Raw genomic sequence first — 16827 nt, forward strand, 5'->3', positions numbered from 1 at the left:
TCGCCACTTGGCGACACCGGACGCTGACGATCGTCAAGCGCCGCACCGATCAGGGGCGGCCCTCGGCGACCCAGCGCATGAAGTCCGCACGTTCGCGGATGTAGTCCGATTCGTCGAACAGCTCGGACGCCAGCACGAGCAGGCAGGCGTTCGACGAGAACCCGTGCAGCTCGCGCCAGACGCCGGGGGCCATGAGCAGCCCCTCGTTGGGGTGGCCAAGGCCCACCACACGCTGCCGCTCGCCGTCGTCCAGGTGCACCTGGAACGAGCCGGAGATCGCCACGTACAGCTGGCGCAGCCGCCGGTGCGAATGGCCGGCCCGCGAAGCGCGGGACGGCACGTCGTAGGTCCAGTAGGCGCGCTTGATCGGAAACTCGAAATCCACGCCGGACTCGACGAAGGAGATCGAGCCGCGGTGGTCGTACACCGTGCGCAGCTCGACGAGCCGGCAATCATCGACATGGGACATCCGGGTCTCCTCGCTCAGCAGGGCAGGACGTAGTGATCATGCACCACCGTGCTGGCCCCGAAACTCGCCTTGTAGAAGGCCAGCCCGGCATTCACGGCGCGGCCCTGGTCTTCATGGGAATGGCCGAAATCGAACCAGCGCCCCCCCGCCTGGGCCTGGGCCACCGCCTGCTCCAGCAGCTGGTCCAGCGCCGCCACGCGCCGGCCGGCGTCGCCCGTGGCGGTGTACTGCAGGCGGCAGGCCGCCGGCCCCTCGAAGAGCACCGCCCCGGCCAGCACCTCGGCGCCCTGGCAGGCCAGGCCCAGGCGGATGTGGGCCGGAAACCGCCCGGCGAGCAGGCGGATCTCGTCCAGGCTGTGCACCGGCGACTGGCCGTGGCGCGCCTGCAGCTCGGCCTCCAGCAGCCCCCAGAAGACCGGCCAGGACGCGGCGGCCTCGTCGCCCGCCTGCCAGTGGAGGCGCAGGGCGGCGCGCTCGCGCATCGCGCGGGTGATGGGCCGGCGGCGCGCCGGCGGCCAGTGCGCCGCGGTGGGCCCGATCGCGGCCAGGGCATCCCGACGCACCAGCGTGGCACCCAGCCGCCACAGCGCCCAGCGGTCGTCCTCGCAAGGCAGTCGGTGGTAGATCAGGGGCACGGTCTTGTACAGCAGCGCCGGCCAGCCCTGGCGCCGTCCATGGGCCTGCACGGCCCGCAGCACGGCCAGCGTGGCCTCCGGCCCCAAGGGCTGCGCCACCACCAGGCCGCCGTAGCTCAGGCCCCGGTGGCTGGCCCAGCCGTCACCGTCGCGGTGGGCCGGCAGCACGGCCAGCAGCCGCCCCTGCCGCTCGATCAGGAGCGACGCGTCGGGGAAGCGGTCCGCGTGGTAGCCCATGAAGCCGCGGTCGAACAGGAAGCTGCCGTTGGCGGCACCCGCCACCCAGCGGTTCCACACGGCCTCGTCGGCCGGCGTGTAGGGGCGCAGCGTGATGCCGTCGCCCGCCGCCACCGTCATCGCAGCACGCCGCTGCGCGAGGGCGCGCGGGCGAAATCCAGCACCCGGCGCACCACGGGGTGGGCCGAGTCATAGGCCGACTCGATGTCGGCCAGGATCTGGGCAAAGGGCATGGCCTGCCCCTCGAAGCGGGCGATCAGCGCGCGGGCAATGTCGATGTCCTCGCGGCTGAAGCCATGGCGCTTCATGCCGATGACGTTCGCCCCGCGCAGAGCCGTGGGCTGGTCGGTGCCATGGGCGATGGCGAAGGGCAGCACGTCGTTCGTCACCGCCGACATGCCGGAAATGAACGCATGGGCGCCCACGCGCACGGCCTGCTGCATGCCCACCATGCCGGCGATGACCACGTGGTCGTCGAGCCGGCACAGGCCGGCGATGCCGCAGTAGCTGGTGATCCGGCAGCCGTTGCCCAGCACGCAGTCGTGCGCGAGGTGGGTGTAGGCCATCACGAAGTTGTCGTTGCCCAGCACCGTGCGGCTGTCGCCGCGCGGCGTGCCGCGGTCGATGGTGACGAAGCTGAAGATCTGGTTGCCACGCCCCAGGACCACCTCGCCCGGCTCGCCCCGCCAGGCCGGGTCGTGCGGCCGGCCGCCGATCACGCTGTGGGCGCCGATGAAGTTGTCCTCGCCCAGCGTGACCTTGCCCTGCAGGGACACGCCCACCTCGAGCCGGGTGCGCGCGCCGACGGTGATGTCGCCGTCGAGCACGCACCAGGGCCCCACCTCGGCGGTGGGGTCCACCGTCACCTGGCCGCTGAGGACGGCGGTCGGATGGATGCCTCCCACGGGGCGCGGCGCCGGGTCAGCGGAACCAGAAGGCCACCGAGCAGCCCATCGTGGTCAGCTCGTAGGGCCGGGTGATGACGGTGAGCGAACTGTCGGTCTCGCGCTTCTCGCGGCCGAGCTCGCAGCCCACGTCCAGCGCACGCGACGGCGCCCAGCGCACGCCCAGCGACAAGGCGGTGGTCTGGTCTTCCGCGCTGGCGGGCAGCCCGCCCACCAGGGCTTTCAGCCGCCGTTCGGAATACTGCGCCGCCGCCAGCACGTTGACCTTGGCGGTGGCGGCCCACTGCACCGACCAGCGCAGCGCGTCGCGCAGGGTGTCGCCGGCCGGCACGGCCTGCGCGCTGGGCTCGGGCGAGGTCTGCGCGCCGCCCGCCCCCTCGGTGTCGCGCGCCAGCTCGGTGCGAAGGTGCAGCTTGGCGGCGGGCATCCAGTCCCAGGCCAGGCCGCCGGTCCAGAAGGAGCGGTCGTCCAGCACCGAGTGGCGCTCCTTGGCGCGGGCCGCGCGGCCCTCGAAGCGGCTGGCCCCGCTGGCCTGCCAGCCCAGGGCGAGCTCCACCTCGCGCCGGCCGACGTCGTCGCCGAAGCCCAGCGCTGAATCCGGCCGGCTGATGCGGGTGTAGCGGGCCTTCAACGTGCCGCCGAGATCCGGGCTCGGACGCCAGCCCACGCCCCCTTCGGCGCTCCACTGCGACAGGTCGTTCAGGTCCGCGAAGGCGTCCTGCGAATAGCTGCGCTCGAGCGTGTCGGCGCCGGCCAGCAGCGACCACACCCCCATGCCGCCGAGCCGCGCCTGCACGTAGGCGGCCTGCTCGTCCTCGATGTTCTTGCCGTCGAACGGCGTGGCGCTGTCCAGCCCGTAGCGGTACTGCTGGCGGCTGGCCCGCACGCCCACCGTGCCGGCCAGGTTGAGGGCGGTCTCGACGTCGAGCGCCAGGTCGACGTCGTGGCCGGTGTTGTCCAGCTCATCGTGGTCGCCGTAGCGGTTCGCCTGCAGCGACGCGGTGCCGCGCAGCTTGCCCCGGCCCAGCGGCTGGTCCAGCGCCAGGTTCAGCGCCGTGGTGGACGCCCAGTCGTCCTCGGCCCCGCGGGTTTCGCGGAAGAGGTTGCTCTCGTGCGTGAACTTCTGCGAGATGCCATAGGCCAGCGGCACCGGCGTGGCGGCCTGGCTGCCGGGGGCCGGCACGGGGGGCGGTGCGGGCGGCAGGGCATCGGCCTGGGCGAAGGCCGCGCCCGAGGCGGCGAACACCGTGGCGGCCGCCAGGGCCAGGGGCAGCGGGCGGGAAAGCAGGGATCCGGTCATGCGGGTGCCTCGTGAGGTCGTCCTGGTCGGTGCAGGGTCGCCATGGCGCCGGACGGCGGGCCGCCGGTCAGTACGCCTTGCGGTCGAAGAACATCAGCTTGGCCGTGCGCGCGATGATGAGCAGGTCCAGGCCCAGCGACCAGTTGCGCAGGTACTCCAGATCGTACTCGACGCGTCGCGCCATCTTCTCCACCGTGTCGGTCTCGCCGCGCAGGCCGTTCACCTGCGCCCAGCCGGTGATGCCCGGCTTGACCTTGTGGCGGGCCATGTAGGCCTTGACGATCTTGCGGTACTGCTCGTTGTGGGCCACCGCATGCGGGCGCGGCCCGACGATGCTCATCTGCCCCTTGAGCACGTTGAAGAACTGCGGCAGCTCGTCCAGCGAGGTGCGGCGGATGAAGGCGCCGAAGCGGGTGACCCGCGGGTCGTTGCGCGTGGCCTGCTGGACGACGGCGCCGTTGTCCTGCGTGGTCATGGAGCGGAACTTGTACACCTCGATCACCTCGCCATCCAGGCCGGTGCGACGCTGGCGGAAGATGACCGGGCCGGGGGAGCTGAGCTTCACGCCCACCGCCACGGCGAGCATCACCGGCGCCACCAGGATAAGGATCAGCGTGGCCAGCACGACGTCGCTGGCGCGCTTGAGCAGGCCGTTGATGCCGGTGAAGGGCGTCACGTGCAGGCCCACCACCGGCACGCCGCCCATGTCGTCGAGCCGGCCCTGGATGATGCTGACGCCGAACACGTCGGGCACGAAGTGCAGCGAGGCGGTGGAGTTCTGCAGCGTCTCCATGAGCTGCAAGATGCGCGGCTGGGACGTGAGCGGCAGCGTGATGAAGACGTCCTTCACGCCGTGCCGCTCGATGAAGTCGGGCAGCTCGGCCAGGCTGCCCACCAGCGGCACGGCCCCGGGCAGGTGCAGGCGCTCGGCCGACCGGTCGTCGAAGAAGCCGAGCAGGTCGTGGCCGTAGCCCTTGCGGGTGGCCAGCATTTGCGCCACGCGCTGGCCCATGCGGTGCGCGCCCACCACCACGGCGGGCCGGCGGTGCTGGGGCAGCGCGGCGCGGTGCCGCATCCAGGCGGTGCCCCCCACGACGCAGGCCCAGTGCACCAGCGGCGTGATCAGGGCCCAGGCCAGCAGCATCTGGGGGTCGAAGGCGGCCAGGCCGCCCGTCGCGTAGCCCACCAGCACCAGCACCATGAGCACGCCGGACCAGGACAGGAAGATGTCGATGCCGACGCCGATGCCGGTCTTGCCGAAGCGGTTGACGCCCGGGAACATCAGCACCAGCAGCAGGATGGCCATGGCCATCGCCGGCCCGCCGAAAGGCTGGCCGAACAGGCCATGGAACACCGCCAGGCTGGTGGCGGCCAGCACCGGCTCCAGCACCGAGGCAATGGCCGCCGGCACGCTGGGCGGGGCGTTCAGGAACTGCTTGCGGGCGCTGCGGTCTTCGAACATCGGGATGTGGCAGGGCCCGCGCGGCACCCTGCCGGCACGGGCGGGCCGCCTGGGCAGCCGCCGTGCCTGGGGGGGTATGCTCAGGCCGTTCGGCCGTAAGTATCCTCGTACCGGACGATGTCGTCTTCGCCGAGGTAGCTGCCCGACTGGACTTCGATGATCTCCAGGTCCACCTTGCCGGGGTTGGCCAGGCGGTGCACCTCACCCAGCGGGATGTAGGTGCTCTGGTTCTCCGACAGCAGGATCTTGCGCTCGCCGCAGGTCACCTCGGCGGTGCCGGTGACGACGATCCAGTGCTCCGCGCGGTGGTGGTGCATTTGCAGGCTCAGGGACGCGCCCGGGCGCACCATGATGCGCTTGACCTGGAAGCGCGGGCCGGCGTCGATGCTGTCGTACCAGCCCCAGGGGCGGTGCACCTTGCGGTGCAGCAGCCCTTCGCCGCGGCCGCTGGCGGCCAGCTTGTTGACGATCTTCTTGACGTCCTGGCTGCGCGAGGCGTCGGCCACCAGCACGGCGTCCGCGGTCTCCACGACGACGAGGTTGTCCACGCCCACCGTGCTCACCAGGCGGCCGGAGGCATGCACCAGCGTGTTGCGGGTGTCCTCGAGCAGCACGTCGCCGACGGTGGCATTGCCCTCGCCGTCCTTGCCCGCCACCTGCCACACCGCGTCCCAGGCGCCCAGGTCGTTCCAGCCGGCGGCCAGGGGCACCATGCGGATGTCGAAGCCGCTGCCCGGGCAGCGCTCCATCACGGCGTAGTCGACCGACTCCGCCGGCACCTGCTCGAACTCCTTCTTGCCGGGCCGCACGAACTTCGCGTCCTCGCGGCGGGCCGCCCACGAGGCCTGGGTGGCCTCGAGGATGTCCGGGCGGAATGCCGCCAGCGCCTTCAGCCACACCGAGGCCTTCAGCACGAACATGCCGCTGTTCCAGTAGTAGCCGCCTTCGGCCAGGTAGCGCTCGGCCGTGGCCTGGTTCGGCTTCTCGACGAACTGCGCCACGGCGGCCAGCTCGTGGCCCACCGCACCGGGGGCCACGCGGATGTAGCCGTAGCCGGTCTCGGGCCGGTCGGGCGTGATGCCCAGGATGACGATGGAGCCGTCCGCCGCGCCGCGCACCGCGTGCTGCAGCGCCACGGTGAAGGCGGGGCCGTCGGCCACGGTCTGGTCGGCCGGCGTGACCACCAGTACCGGGTCCTCGCCGCCTTCCTGCGCCTGCAGCGCCGCCAGCGTGAGCGCCGGCGCGGTGTTGCGGCCGGACGGTTCGAGGATCACGGCGGTGGAATCCATGCCCAGCTCGCGCAGCTGCTCGAGCACCATGAAGCGGTGCTCGGCATTGCCCACCACGACCGGCGACTGCACCTGCACGCCATTGCCATCGATCGCCGCAATGCGGTCGACAGCCTGCTGGAACAGGCTCGTCTCGCCGGTGAGCACCAGGAACTGCTTGGGATAACCCGCGCGCGACAGCGGCCACAGCCGCGTGCCGCTGCCACCGGCCATGACGACCGGCAACACGGTGATGGATCGGGACATCGACAACCTCTCGACAGATGTTCGTATGAATGCTCACCGCGGGCAGGCAGGCACGCCCCTCACCCCGGTCCGGATGCGAACCATTGTGGCGTAGAAGCCATGACAGTTCGGCCCCCTAGGAGGCAAGGATCGGGCCTTCTCCGGACGGGATTCCGTCACATCCGTGGGGCGGACGAACCCGAATCGTCACGAATCGTCAGGGCCGCCCGATGCCACGGTAGTCGAGCCCGAAGCCGCGCACCAGGGCCGGGTCGTAGAGGTTGCGGCCGTCGAAGACGAGGCGGTCCCTGAGCGTGACCGCCATGGCCTCGAAGTCGGGCGTGCGGAACTCCTTCCACTCGGTCACCACCACCAACGCGTCGGCGCCCTGCAGCGCAGCGGGCGCGGAGGCCATGAAGTGCACCTGCGACAGCGCCGGCTCGCCCAGGTCGAGGGCCAGCACCCGGCGCGCCTCGGCCGCGGCCACGGGGTCGTAGGCCTGCAGGCGTGCGCCACGGCGCACCAACTCGGCCACGACGACGCGGCTGGGCGCCTCGCGCATGTCGTCGGTGTTGGGCTTGAAGGCCAGGCCCCACAGCGCGAAGGTGCGGCCGCGCAGGTCCTCGCCGTAGCGCGCCACCACCTTGTCCACCAGCACCCGCTTCTGTTCCTCGTTGACCTGCTCCACCGCCGCCATCATGCGGCTGGGCAAGCCGGCGTCGGCGGCCATGCGCGCCAGCGCCTTCACGTCCTTGGGGAAGCAGCTGCCGCCGTAGCCTGCGCCGGGGTACAGGAAGTGGGTGCCGATGCGCGGGTCCGAGCCGATGCCCATGCGCACGTGCTCGATGTCGGCGCCCAGCTTCTCGGCCAGGCGCGACAGCTCGTTCATGAAGCTGATGCGCGTGGCCAGCATGGCGTTGGCGGCGTACTTGGTGAACTCCGCGCTGCGCACGTCCATCACCAGCAGGCGGTCGTGGTTGCGCACGAACGGTGCGTACAGCGCACGCAGCAGCAGCGTCGCTCGCTCGTCGTCGGTGCCGATGATGATGCGGTCGGGCTTCATGAAGTCCTCGACCGCGGCGCCTTCCTTCAGGAACTCGGGGTTGGACGCCACCGAGAACTCCAGCGCCACGCCACGGGCGGCCAGCTCGGCCGCCACGGTCTCGCGCACCTTGTCCGCGGTGCCCACGGGCACCGTGCTCTTGTCGACGATGACCTTGTGGTCGGTCATCAGGCGGCCGATGTTGCGCGCGGCGGCCGTCACGTACTGCAGGTCGGCCGAGCCGTCCTCGTCGGGCGGCGTGCCGACGGCGATGAACTGCAGCGTGCCGTGCGCCACCGAGCGGGCGATGTCGGTGGTGAACTCCAGCCGGCCGGCCGCCGCGTTGCGCTGCACCACCTCCTGCAGGCCCGGCTCGTGGATGGGGATGCCGCCGCTGTGCAGGATGTCGATCTTGCGGGCGTCCACGTCGACGCACAGCACGTGGTTGCCCATCTCGGCGAGGCAGGCGCCGGTGACCAGGCCGACATAGCCGGTGCCGATGACAGTGACTTTCATGGGAGCGGTCGGTTCAGAGGTCGAGGTCCCGCAGCCGCGGGGCCACCGCGTCCTTGGGCGAAAGCACGGGGGCCTGGCCCCCCAGCGGCCAGTCGATGGCCAGGTCCGGGTCGTCCCAGCGCACGGCGCCCTCGGCGGCGGGGGCGTAGTAGTCGGTGGTCTTGTACAGGAAGTCCGCGTCGTCGGTGAGCACCAGGAAACCGTGCGCGAGACCGGGCGGGATCCACATCTGGCGGTGGTTGTCGGCGGACAGCTCGGCACCCACCCAGCGCCCGAAGGTGGCGCTGCCCGGGCGGACGTCCACTGCCACGTCGAACACCGCGCCGCGCACCACGCGCACCAGCTTGCCCTGCGCATGGGGCGAACGCTGGAAGTGCAGGCCGCGCAGCACGCCGCGGGCCGAGCGGGAATGGTTGTCCTGCACGAAGCGCACCGGCGCGCCCACCGCCGCGTCGAACGCGCGCTCGTTGAAGCTTTCCAGGAAGAAGCCGCGGGCGTCGCCATGCACCCGCGGGGTGAGCAGCAGCACGCCGTCGAGGGCGGTGGTCTCGATCTTCATGCGCTGCGATTGTCCCATGCGCCCTGCCGCCCCCCGCTGGCCGCCGGCAGGGTAACGAATTGTTCACGCTTTGCGCCGGTGCGCGCACGCCGGCCCCTGCGCAAGCCGCCCGGCGTGGCCGAAGATGCACAGTCTGGCCCTGCCATTGCCCGCCTATCCATGAACGCCACGACGTCCGTCGAACTCACCGCCCTGGAATGCGAACTGTCCTACCGCGGACCGGAGCGCCGCAGCGGTGAGCAGGCCGGGCTGGTGCGCGTGATGGCCGCCGTGCTGGACGAGGTGGACTATGGCCTGATGCTGCTGTCGGGCGACGGCCTGGTGGTGCATGCCAACCACGCCGCGCTGCGTGAACTGAGCGCCGAGCATCCGCTGGAACTGCGCCAGCGCCGCCTGCGCGCCCGCGACGGCGCCGACCAGGCCGCGCTCGCCGAGGCCCTGCTGGGCGCCCGCCACCGCGGCACGCGCACCCTGCTCAACCTCGGCAGCGACGTCGCGCGGGTGGGCGTGTCCATCGTGCCGCTGCCCCTGCCCCTGTCGTCGCGCAGCGGCGGCCACGCGGTGCTGCTCACCCTGCAGCGGGCGCAGATCGTCGAGAAGCTGTCGGTGGGCGCCTTCGCCCGGGCCCGCGGCCTGTCGCAGCGCGAGGAAGAGGTGCTGGCCGCCCTGTGCGAGGGCCTGCGGCCCCAGCAGATCGCCGAGCGCCTGGGCGTGGCCGTGGCCACGGTGCGCAGCCACGTGCACAACCTCAAGGAAAAGACCCACAGCCGCAGCATGGTCGAGCTGGTCAAGCAGGTGGCCCTGCTGCCGCCCATGGTGACCGCGCTCAAGACACCCCGACCGGCGGCGTAGAGGCCGCCGGCCCGCCGGGCCGCTAGACGCGGCGCGCCAGCACCCGCATCGAGTCGTAGCGCTGGTCCTCGGGCGCCAGCGCGCTGCGCCACAGCAAGCCCCAGCTTTCGCGCTGCCAGGCGCTGCTGCGGTCGGCGGCGCTGTCCGTGCGGGCGTGGATGTCGTGCAGCGCCGCGATCCACGAGGCGTCGAACTGCCGCGTGAAGCCGGTGTGGCGCACCGACTCCAGCTCGAAGCCGCAGCGACCGAGCAGCGCGCGCAGCGAGTCCAGCGTGAAGAAGTGCAGGTGGCGCGGCACGTCGGTCCAGGGCCAGCTCGCCCCGAAGGCGCGGAAGCCCAGCGCGTCCGCGTTGGGCACTTCCACCACCAGGCGGGCGCCCGGCTTCAGCCGGTCATGGGCCTGTTGCAGCGCCCGTTCCGGGTGGCGGGTGTGCTCCAGCACGTGCGACAGCAGGGCGCCATCGAACATGCCGCCGAGCGCGGCGGGCAGTTCCTCGGCGGTGCCGGCCAGCACCGGCCCGTGCCGCTCGGCCACCTGGCGCGCGGCGGGGTCGGGCTCCACGCCGCAGGCGTCGAATCCCGCCGCGCGCAGGGCGGCCAGGTTGTGGCCGCTGCCGCAGCCGATGTCGACCAGCCGGCCCGGGGGCGCACCGAACTCCGCGGGGGCGAAGTCGACGCCGCGGTCCAGCCGCCACGCCAGGTGGGTGCGCACACGCGCCAGCAGCCCGCCGCGGGGCGCCGCGCCGGCCTGGGCCGGGTCGGCATGGGTGTAGTAGTCGACCCGGTAGAACGCGGCCACCTCCTCGGCCGAGGGCTCGCCGGCCACGCGGCCGTAGCGGCACGCGTCGCACCAGTCCACGCGCCAGCGCTCGTGGCACGCCGGACGCCGCCAGTCGCGGGTGTCGAACAGCGCGCGCATGCGCGCGCCGCACCAGGGGCAGGCGCCCGGCCCCGGGGCTTCAGAAGACGCGGTCACGGAGCACCTGCTGCAGGTATTGGCCGTAGCCGCTCTTGGCCAGCGGGGCGGCCAGCGCGGCCAGCCGCGTGTCGTCGATCCATCCCTGGCGCCAGCAGATCTCCTCCGGGCAGCAGACCTTCAGGCCCTGGCGCTTCTCCAGCGTCTGCACGAAGGCGCCGGCCTCGAGCAGGCTGTCGTGCGTGCCGGTGTCCAGCCAGGCGTCGCCGCGGCCGAAGATCTGCACGTCGAGCTGGCCGGACTCGAGGTAGCCCCGGTTGAGGTCGGTGATCTCCAGCTCGCCGCGGGCGCTGGGCCGCAGGGCCCGGGCGCGCTCCACCACCTGCTCGTCATAGAAGTACAGGCCCGTGACCGCATAGCGGCTCTTCGGCCGCGCGGGCTTCTCCTCGAGGCTGATGGCGCGGCCGGCGGCGTCGAACTCCACCACGCCGTAGCGCTCCGGGTCCGTCACGGGGTAGGCAAAGACGGTGGCGCCCTCCGGGCGGGCGGCAGCGGTCTGCAGGCGCCGGCCCAGGTCGTGGCCGTAGAAGATGTTGTCGCCCAGCACGAGCGCGCTGCACTGGCCATCGAGAAAGCGCTCGCCGATCAGGAAGGCCTGCGCCAGGCCCTCGGGCTGCGGCTGCACCGCGTACTGCAGCGAGATGCCCCAGCGCTGCCCGTCACCCAGCAGCTGCTCGAAGCGCGGCGTGTCCTGCGGGGTGCTGATGACCAGGATCTCGCGGATCCCCGCCAGCAGCAGCGCCGACAGCGGGTAGTAGACCATCGGCTTGTCGTACACGGGCAGCAGCTGCTTGCTCATGGCCAGCGTGGCCGGGTGCAGCCGCGTGCCGGAGCCGCCGGCGAGGATGATGCCCTTGCGGCGAGACGGGGGGGGAGAACGGGTCATCGCGGTACTCCGGGACGGTCGGGGACGGACGGGGAGACGGTGGCGGGCGCGGGCGCGGCCGGGGCCGGGCCGATGCCTGGAAAGGGGTCGCGGTACTGGCCGGCGCGTGCCTGCGCCATCCACCAGAGGAAGCGGCTGTTGCGCAGGTAGCGCCGCGCGTAGCGGCGCGGCTCGCTGAGCACACGGTAGGCCCATTCGAGGCCCAGGCGGCGCATCCACACCGGCGCACGGGCCACCGCGCCGGCCTCGTAGTCCAGCGTGGCACCCACGCCCACCAGCACCCGCACGCCGGGCAGCCGGTGGCGGTGGCGGGCGAGCCAGATCTCCTGGCGGGGCGCGCCCAGGCCCAGGAACAGCGCGGTGGCGCCGCTGGCGCGCACCTGCTCGATGGCGGCGTCGATCTCGGCGGCGTCCTCGGCGAAGCGCATGGACGGACCCAGTGCGCCCACCACGAGCTCGCGGCCGGCGCGGGCGTTGAGGCGCTGGCGCGCCCGCTCGGCCACGCCGGGCGCCGCGCCGAGCAGGAAGATGCGCACCGCGGGGTTGGCGGCATGGCGCCGGCAGAACGCGGGCAGGAAGTCCGAGCCGGTGACCTTCTCGCGCACGCCCTGCCCCTGCCACCGCAGTGCGGCCATCACGTAGTGGCTGTCCACGGTGATGAAGTCGGCGCTGCGGTAGGCGGCCACGAAGGCCGCGTCGTGCTGCAGGTGCCAGAGGTGGTCGGGGTTCACGGTGAACACCAGCCCGCCGTCGGCGTCCAGCCGGTCCATCAGCTCGGCCTGGGTGAGGTCGTCCGCCCACACGTTGAGCAGCGGCACGCGGCGCCAGGGGCGCGCAGGGATGTTCATCGCGTGTCGTCCTCGCGCTGCGCGCCATCATCACGGCCGGTGCGCACCCAGGCCGTCTGGCGGCGAGTGAGGAAGCGCGTGTACACGCCCAGCTTGCCCAGCACGTACCAGGGGATGCCCAGCAGGTCCCAGGCGGACAGCAGGCCCCGGCCCCAGCGCAGCCAGGCCGCCAGCACCGCGGCCGCCATCGCCACCCCGGCCGCGCTGGCCAGGCCGAAGGCCGCCGCCGGCAGGGCGGCCGCCGGCGCCACCGCCGACACCCCCGCGGCCGCCAGCCACAGTGCGACCACCCCCAGCACGAGCAAGGCCAGCGGGGGCACCGCCAGGTCCAGTGCCATGGCCGCCAGGCGCACATCGCGGCGCCGCGCTGCCTCGCGCCACAGCGGCCAGGCGCGCTGCACGATCAGGCCCAGGTGGCCGTGCTCCCAGCGCGTGCGCTGCGTGGCGGTGGCCCGCGCCGACTCGGGGAAGTGGCTGGTCACGACCGCCGCCTCGCAGAAGCGCGGCGCGTGGCCGGCGCGTGCCAGGTCCAGCCCGAGCTGCATGTCCTCGGCCAGGTGGCCGGTGGCCAGCGGGGCGTCGGCGATCAGCGCCCAGGGAAACGCCATGCCGCTGCCGGTGAGCGGGCAGGGCCAGCCCAGGCGTTCGCCGCCCCGCGGCCGCACCCGGTTCTTCACCGCCCAGGCGAAGGCGGCGACACGGCCCGTCAGCCGCGCCGCGCCGGCGTGGCCCATGAGGTAGCAGGCCTGCACCGGCGCCTGCCGGCGCTGGCAGTCGGCCGCCAGGGCGTCGAGCGCGCCGGGCGCCAGCAGGCAGTCCGCGTCCACGATCACCACCACGGGCGGCGGCGCCGCGCGCAGATGGTCCACGCCGAAGGCCAGGGCGTAGCCCTTGCCGCGCAGGTCGGCGTGCGTGCGTTCCACCACTTCCGCACCCGCACCGCGGGCCACGGCGGCCGTGTCGTCGCTGCAGTTGTCGGCCACCACCAGCAGGCGGTCGCCCGGGCGCATCTGCGCGCGCATCGCTGCCAGCGGCGCAGCCAGGCCCGCTGCCTCGTCATGGGCCGGCACCAGCAGCGCCACCGGCGGCCGGGCGGACGCACCCGGCGCCCGGCGGGCGGGCAGGCAGGCCGCGGCCACCTGTGCCGCGAACACCAGCACCGGTACCGCCAGCGCCAGGCCGGCGGCGGCCAGCAGCGCGCCCGCCACCTCGGCGAGGACGAGCGCCCCGTTCATGCCGCTGCCTCCGGCGGCCGCCACAGCGCCAGCAGCCGCTGGGCCTCGGCATCCACGCCATGCCGGGCCAGCACGCGGTCGCGCCCGGCCCGCCCCATGGCGGCCAGCAGCTCGGGCGGCGCCGCCAGGCAGGCGCGCATGGCCTGCGCCGCGGCCGCCGCCGAGCCGGCCTCGAACAGCCAGCCTTCCACGCCGTCGCGCACCAGTTCCGGGATGCCCGCCACGTAGGTGGCCAGCACCGGGCGGCCCACGGCCAGCGCTTCCATGATCACCACGGGCAGCCCCTCGGCGAAGCTGGGCAGCACCAGGGCGCGCGCGGCGCCGAGCTCGGCGCGCACCTGGGCGCTGGAGATCCAGCCGGTGATGCGCACGCAGGCCTGCAGGCCGTGCCGCGCGATGGCCGCCTCGACCTCGGGCCGCATCTCGCCGTCGCCGGCGAGCACCAGCTCGAACGCCAGGCCTTCGGCCGCCAGGCGCGCCGCCGCCTCCACCAGGAGCAGCTGGCCCTTCTGCTCGCACAGCCGGCCCACGCACACCAGGCGCGGCGCGGTCGACGGCGGCATGGGCGCGTCGCCGAAGAAGGCGGGCTCGAGCCCGCAGTGCACCACGCGCACCTTGGGCCAGTCGTCCAGCCGCGCCCAGCGCCAGAGCTGGCTGCGGCCATAGGCGCTGATGGCCACGACGGCATTGGCGCGCGCCATCTTCTCGCGCAGGTGCAGGGCACCGGGCTTGTCGAACTCCTCCGGTCCGTGCACGGTGAAGCTGTAGGGCGGGCCACCCAGCGCATGGGCCAGCATGGCCACCTCGGCCGCGTTGGTGCCGAAGTGCGCATGCAGCTGCGTCGCACCGCCCTGGCGGGCCAGGCGCCGGACCAGCGCGCAGGCCTCGGCCAGGTAGACCAGGTGCCAGGGCCACGCCCGGTCGGCGCGCCGGGCCACGCGCAGCGCCAGCCCGAGCGCCAGCGCGAAGCGGCGCGGCGTGGCCAGCAGCTGGCGCACGGCCGCCCACGCCAGCGGCGCCAGCCCGCCGTACAGCAGGTAGTGCGTGCGGCCCAGCTCGGCGCGGTCCTCGGCATCCACCACCTCCGCGTCCCAGCCGCGCAGCGCGAAGCGCAGCACCGTGGCGCCCTGGCGCTCCAGCGCGGCGATCTCGCGGCGGATGAAGGTGTGGCTCACCTTCGGGTACTGGTTGACCAGGTAGGCGACGCGCATGGCCGGTGGGGCCGGTGGCCGGTTCATCGGTGCTCAGCGCAGGTAGTGGCGCACGGCCGCGGCGATGCCACGCTCGACCAGCGCCTCGCGCGTGCCCGCCGGCTGCCAGCCGAGCACCGCCCGGGTCTGGCTGGCGTCGAAGCGCGCCGCCAGCTGCCGGCACGCCCAGTCGTGGTAGCTGGGGCGCTTGCGGTTGGGATGGCGGATGGCGTGCTTGACGGCCTCCTTGGCCACGTCCAGCACGAAGTACTTCCACACCGGCGTGGGCGTGGCGCGCAGCCGGGTGCCGCAGAGGCGGGAGACCTCGTCCACGTACTCGCGCGCCGTCAGCAGGGGCTCGTCGGTCAGCAGGAAGCTGCGGCCCTCGATGCCCGGGGCGTCCAGCCCGCGCACCAGCGCGTCGGCCACGTCGTCCACCAGCACCAGCGGCAGCTTGTGCTCGCCGCTGCCCCAGTACTGCACGCGCGTGTCGCTGTGGAACATGCCCACGCCCCAGTGGGCCGGCGGGCAGCCCTCGCCGATCACCACCGCCGGGCGGAAGATGACCAGGGGCAGACCGCGGCTGCGGTGCATCTCGAGCAGCAGCGCCTCGCAGGCGGCCTTGGAGCGCGCGTAGAGGTTGCGGGCATGCAGTGCCCCGTCCAGCGGCGTGTCGCCCTGGATCACCGCGTTCGGGTCGGCCGCGTCGTAGGAATCGATGGTGCCGGTGTAGATGAAGCGGCGCACGCCGGCGGCCAGCGCCGCCTCGGCCAGCACGCGCGTGGGGCGCTGGTCTCCGTCCACGTAGTCCTGCCAGCGCTGGCCCACCGCCTTGGCGAGGTGGTAGACCACGGCGATGCCCTGCAAGGCCGTGGCCAGCGCCTGCGGATCGTCGAGTGCGCCTTCGGCCACCTCGACGGGCAGGCCCTCGAGCTCGGCGCGGGCACCGGCGGCACTGCGCGAGTACACCCGCACGCCGCGCCCGGCCGCCAGCAGCGCGCGCACCAGGCGCTTGCCGATGAAGCCGGTGCCGCCCACCACCAGCACGTCGGCCGCCCGCGCGGGCGGGGCAGGCACGGGCACGGGCCGCGGCGTCGCCAGTGCGCCGGCGCTGGCGACGATGCGCTCGCAGGTGCGCACGACCTCGGCGCCGAAGCGGCCCGACAGGCGCTCGTCCAGCCGGCCGCCCGCCACGCCGGCGTAGAACGCCGCCACGCTGCGCCCCACGCTGTCCAGGAAGACGTTGGCCGGCGTGCGCTTGCGCAGCGTGCCCAGGAACTGGCGCCCGAAGTTGGCACGCGCCTGGCCGGCCCACTCGCGCGGGCCCTGCCGGCCGGCACGCCAGGCATCGAACAGGGCGCTGTTGCTGCGCGCCTCGTCCCACAGCAGCCAGTCGCGGTCGAAGTCGAGCGTGGCCGCGGCGGCATACCCGCGCAGGCGCAGGCTGCGGTCGGCCTGGCCGGGCTGCACCGAGAGCTGCCAGCTCACCGAGGTGCTGCCGCGGCGCGCGATGACGCTCCACTGGCGGAACACGCGCTGCGCCATGGGCAGCTCGATGGGCAGGCCCGCCTGGGCGTGCAGCTCGTCGGGCACGCCCACCAGGTCGAGCAGGAACGCCGCCAGGTGCGGGCCCAGCTCGAACAGCAGGTTGGACTCCGCGCGCAGCATCCAGTTGTTGTAGGGGCCGAACTGGATCAGCCCCAGCGGGTACAGCCAGCGCAGGTCCAGGTGGTCCAGGCGACCGAGCGTGCCGTCGCGCACGGCGGCGCGCAGCCGCTCGTAGGCGCGGCCGAAGAGGAAGTTGTGGTTCACGCCCAGCTGCACGCGGCGCGCCTCGGCCAGCGCCACCAGCTCCTCGCACTGCGTCGCGTCCAGCCCCATGGGCTTCTCGACGAACGCGTGCACGCCGGCCTGCAGGATGCGGCGCGTGCAGTCCACGTGCGCCTGCGGCGGCACCAGCACGTGCACCACGTCCACGCCGGCGGCCAGCATGTCGTCCAGCGAGGTGAAGGCGGCCGGAATCCCATGGGCGGCGGCCGCCGCCTCGGCGCGCGCGCGCGACACGTCGCACACGGCGGCCAGGCGGGCACCGGGCAGGGCCTCGATGGCCTTCGCATGCGCGGTGAGGATGTAGCCTGCCCCCAGCAGGCCCACCCGCAGCGGGGTGGTGGTCGGGTCGTGTGGATGCACAGGTGCCACGT

General features: G+C 73.4%; 15 protein-coding genes. 1 reads left to right on the top strand and 14 read right to left on the bottom strand.

The window, feature by feature from the left end; genetic code table 11:
* Positions 1-49 precede the first annotated feature (49 nt).
* The 8 genes from ACE3UN_RS08050 to rfbC form a co-directional block, all read right to left on the bottom strand.
* On the bottom strand, positions 50-469 hold the full coding sequence (locus tag ACE3UN_RS08050) for an FdtA/QdtA family cupin domain-containing protein (protein WP_374674408.1): 420 nt from the start codon (positions 467-469) through the stop codon (positions 50-52).
* Positions 470-483: 14 nt separating this feature from the next.
* Entirely contained in the window at positions 484-1461 is a 978-nt protein-coding gene (locus tag ACE3UN_RS08055; protein ID WP_374674409.1) for a hypothetical protein, read from the bottom strand.
* A complete protein-coding gene (gene lpxA / locus ACE3UN_RS08060; protein ID WP_374674410.1) occupies positions 1458-2246 on the bottom strand; it encodes an acyl-ACP--UDP-N-acetylglucosamine O-acyltransferase in 789 nt (262 codons plus the stop codon). The genes ACE3UN_RS08055 and lpxA overlap by 4 nt, the downstream gene beginning before the upstream one ends.
* A gap of 16 nt (positions 2247-2262) precedes the next feature.
* Positions 2263-3546 (bottom strand): hypothetical protein, encoded by a 1284-nt coding sequence (locus tag ACE3UN_RS08065; protein ID WP_374674411.1) that lies wholly within the window; start codon positions 3544-3546, stop codon positions 2263-2265.
* Positions 3547-3613: 67 nt separating this feature from the next.
* Positions 3614-5008 (bottom strand): undecaprenyl-phosphate glucose phosphotransferase, encoded by a 1395-nt coding sequence (locus ACE3UN_RS08070; RefSeq protein ID WP_374674412.1) that lies wholly within the window; start codon positions 5006-5008, stop codon positions 3614-3616.
* Between the two features lie 80 nt (positions 5009-5088).
* Positions 5089-6543, bottom strand: a complete 1455-nt coding sequence (locus tag ACE3UN_RS08075; RefSeq protein WP_374674413.1) for a mannose-1-phosphate guanylyltransferase/mannose-6-phosphate isomerase — start codon at positions 6541-6543, stop codon at positions 5089-5091.
* Between the two features lie 196 nt (positions 6544-6739).
* Complete coding sequence (locus ACE3UN_RS08080) at positions 6740-8080, bottom strand: UDP-glucose/GDP-mannose dehydrogenase family protein (RefSeq protein WP_374674414.1); 1341 nt, start codon at positions 8078-8080, stop codon at positions 6740-6742.
* A 13-nt stretch (positions 8081-8093) separates the two neighbouring features.
* A complete protein-coding gene (gene rfbC / locus ACE3UN_RS08085; RefSeq protein WP_374674415.1) occupies positions 8094-8639 on the bottom strand; it encodes a dTDP-4-dehydrorhamnose 3,5-epimerase in 546 nt (181 codons plus the stop codon).
* 159 nt (positions 8640-8798) lie between these two features.
* Here rfbC and ACE3UN_RS08090 point away from each other — a divergent pair, with 159 nt between their 5' ends.
* Positions 8799-9491 (top strand): response regulator transcription factor, encoded by a 693-nt coding sequence (locus ACE3UN_RS08090; protein WP_374674416.1) that lies wholly within the window; start codon positions 8799-8801, stop codon positions 9489-9491.
* Between the two features lie 22 nt (positions 9492-9513).
* Here the strand turns inward: ACE3UN_RS08090 and ACE3UN_RS08095 are convergent, their stop codons facing one another.
* Genes ACE3UN_RS08095 through ACE3UN_RS08120 form a run of 6 tightly spaced genes read right to left on the bottom strand, consistent with a single transcriptional unit; the run spans position 9514 to position 16825 of the window.
* Positions 9514-10467 (bottom strand): class I SAM-dependent methyltransferase, encoded by a 954-nt coding sequence (locus ACE3UN_RS08095; protein WP_374674417.1) that lies wholly within the window; start codon positions 10465-10467, stop codon positions 9514-9516.
* A complete protein-coding gene (rfbA, locus tag ACE3UN_RS08100; RefSeq protein WP_374674418.1) occupies positions 10451-11353 on the bottom strand; it encodes a glucose-1-phosphate thymidylyltransferase RfbA in 903 nt (300 codons plus the stop codon). Before rfbA ends, ACE3UN_RS08095 begins: the two co-directional genes overlap by 17 nt.
* On the bottom strand, positions 11350-12201 hold the full coding sequence (locus ACE3UN_RS08105; protein WP_374674419.1) for a WecB/TagA/CpsF family glycosyltransferase: 852 nt from the start codon (positions 12199-12201) through the stop codon (positions 11350-11352). Before ACE3UN_RS08105 ends, rfbA begins: the two co-directional genes overlap by 4 nt.
* Positions 12198-13436: a glycosyltransferase gene (locus ACE3UN_RS08110; protein WP_374674420.1), complete on the bottom strand. Its 1239-nt coding sequence runs from the start codon at positions 13434-13436 to the stop codon at positions 12198-12200. Before ACE3UN_RS08110 ends, ACE3UN_RS08105 begins: the two co-directional genes overlap by 4 nt.
* The gene (locus ACE3UN_RS08115; protein WP_374674421.1) at positions 13433-14674 is read right to left on the bottom strand and encodes a glycosyltransferase; all 1242 of its coding nucleotides are present in this window, start codon (positions 14672-14674) and stop codon (positions 13433-13435) included. Before ACE3UN_RS08115 ends, ACE3UN_RS08110 begins: the two co-directional genes overlap by 4 nt.
* A gap of 6 nt (positions 14675-14680) precedes the next feature.
* Complete coding sequence (locus tag ACE3UN_RS08120) at positions 14681-16825, bottom strand: NAD-dependent epimerase/dehydratase family protein (protein ID WP_374674422.1); 2145 nt, start codon at positions 16823-16825, stop codon at positions 14681-14683.
* Positions 16826-16827 lie beyond the last annotated feature (2 nt).

Source organism: Ideonella sp., from assembly GCF_041918995.1.
Classification (GTDB): Bacteria; Pseudomonadota; Gammaproteobacteria; order Burkholderiales; family Burkholderiaceae_C; genus Ideonella.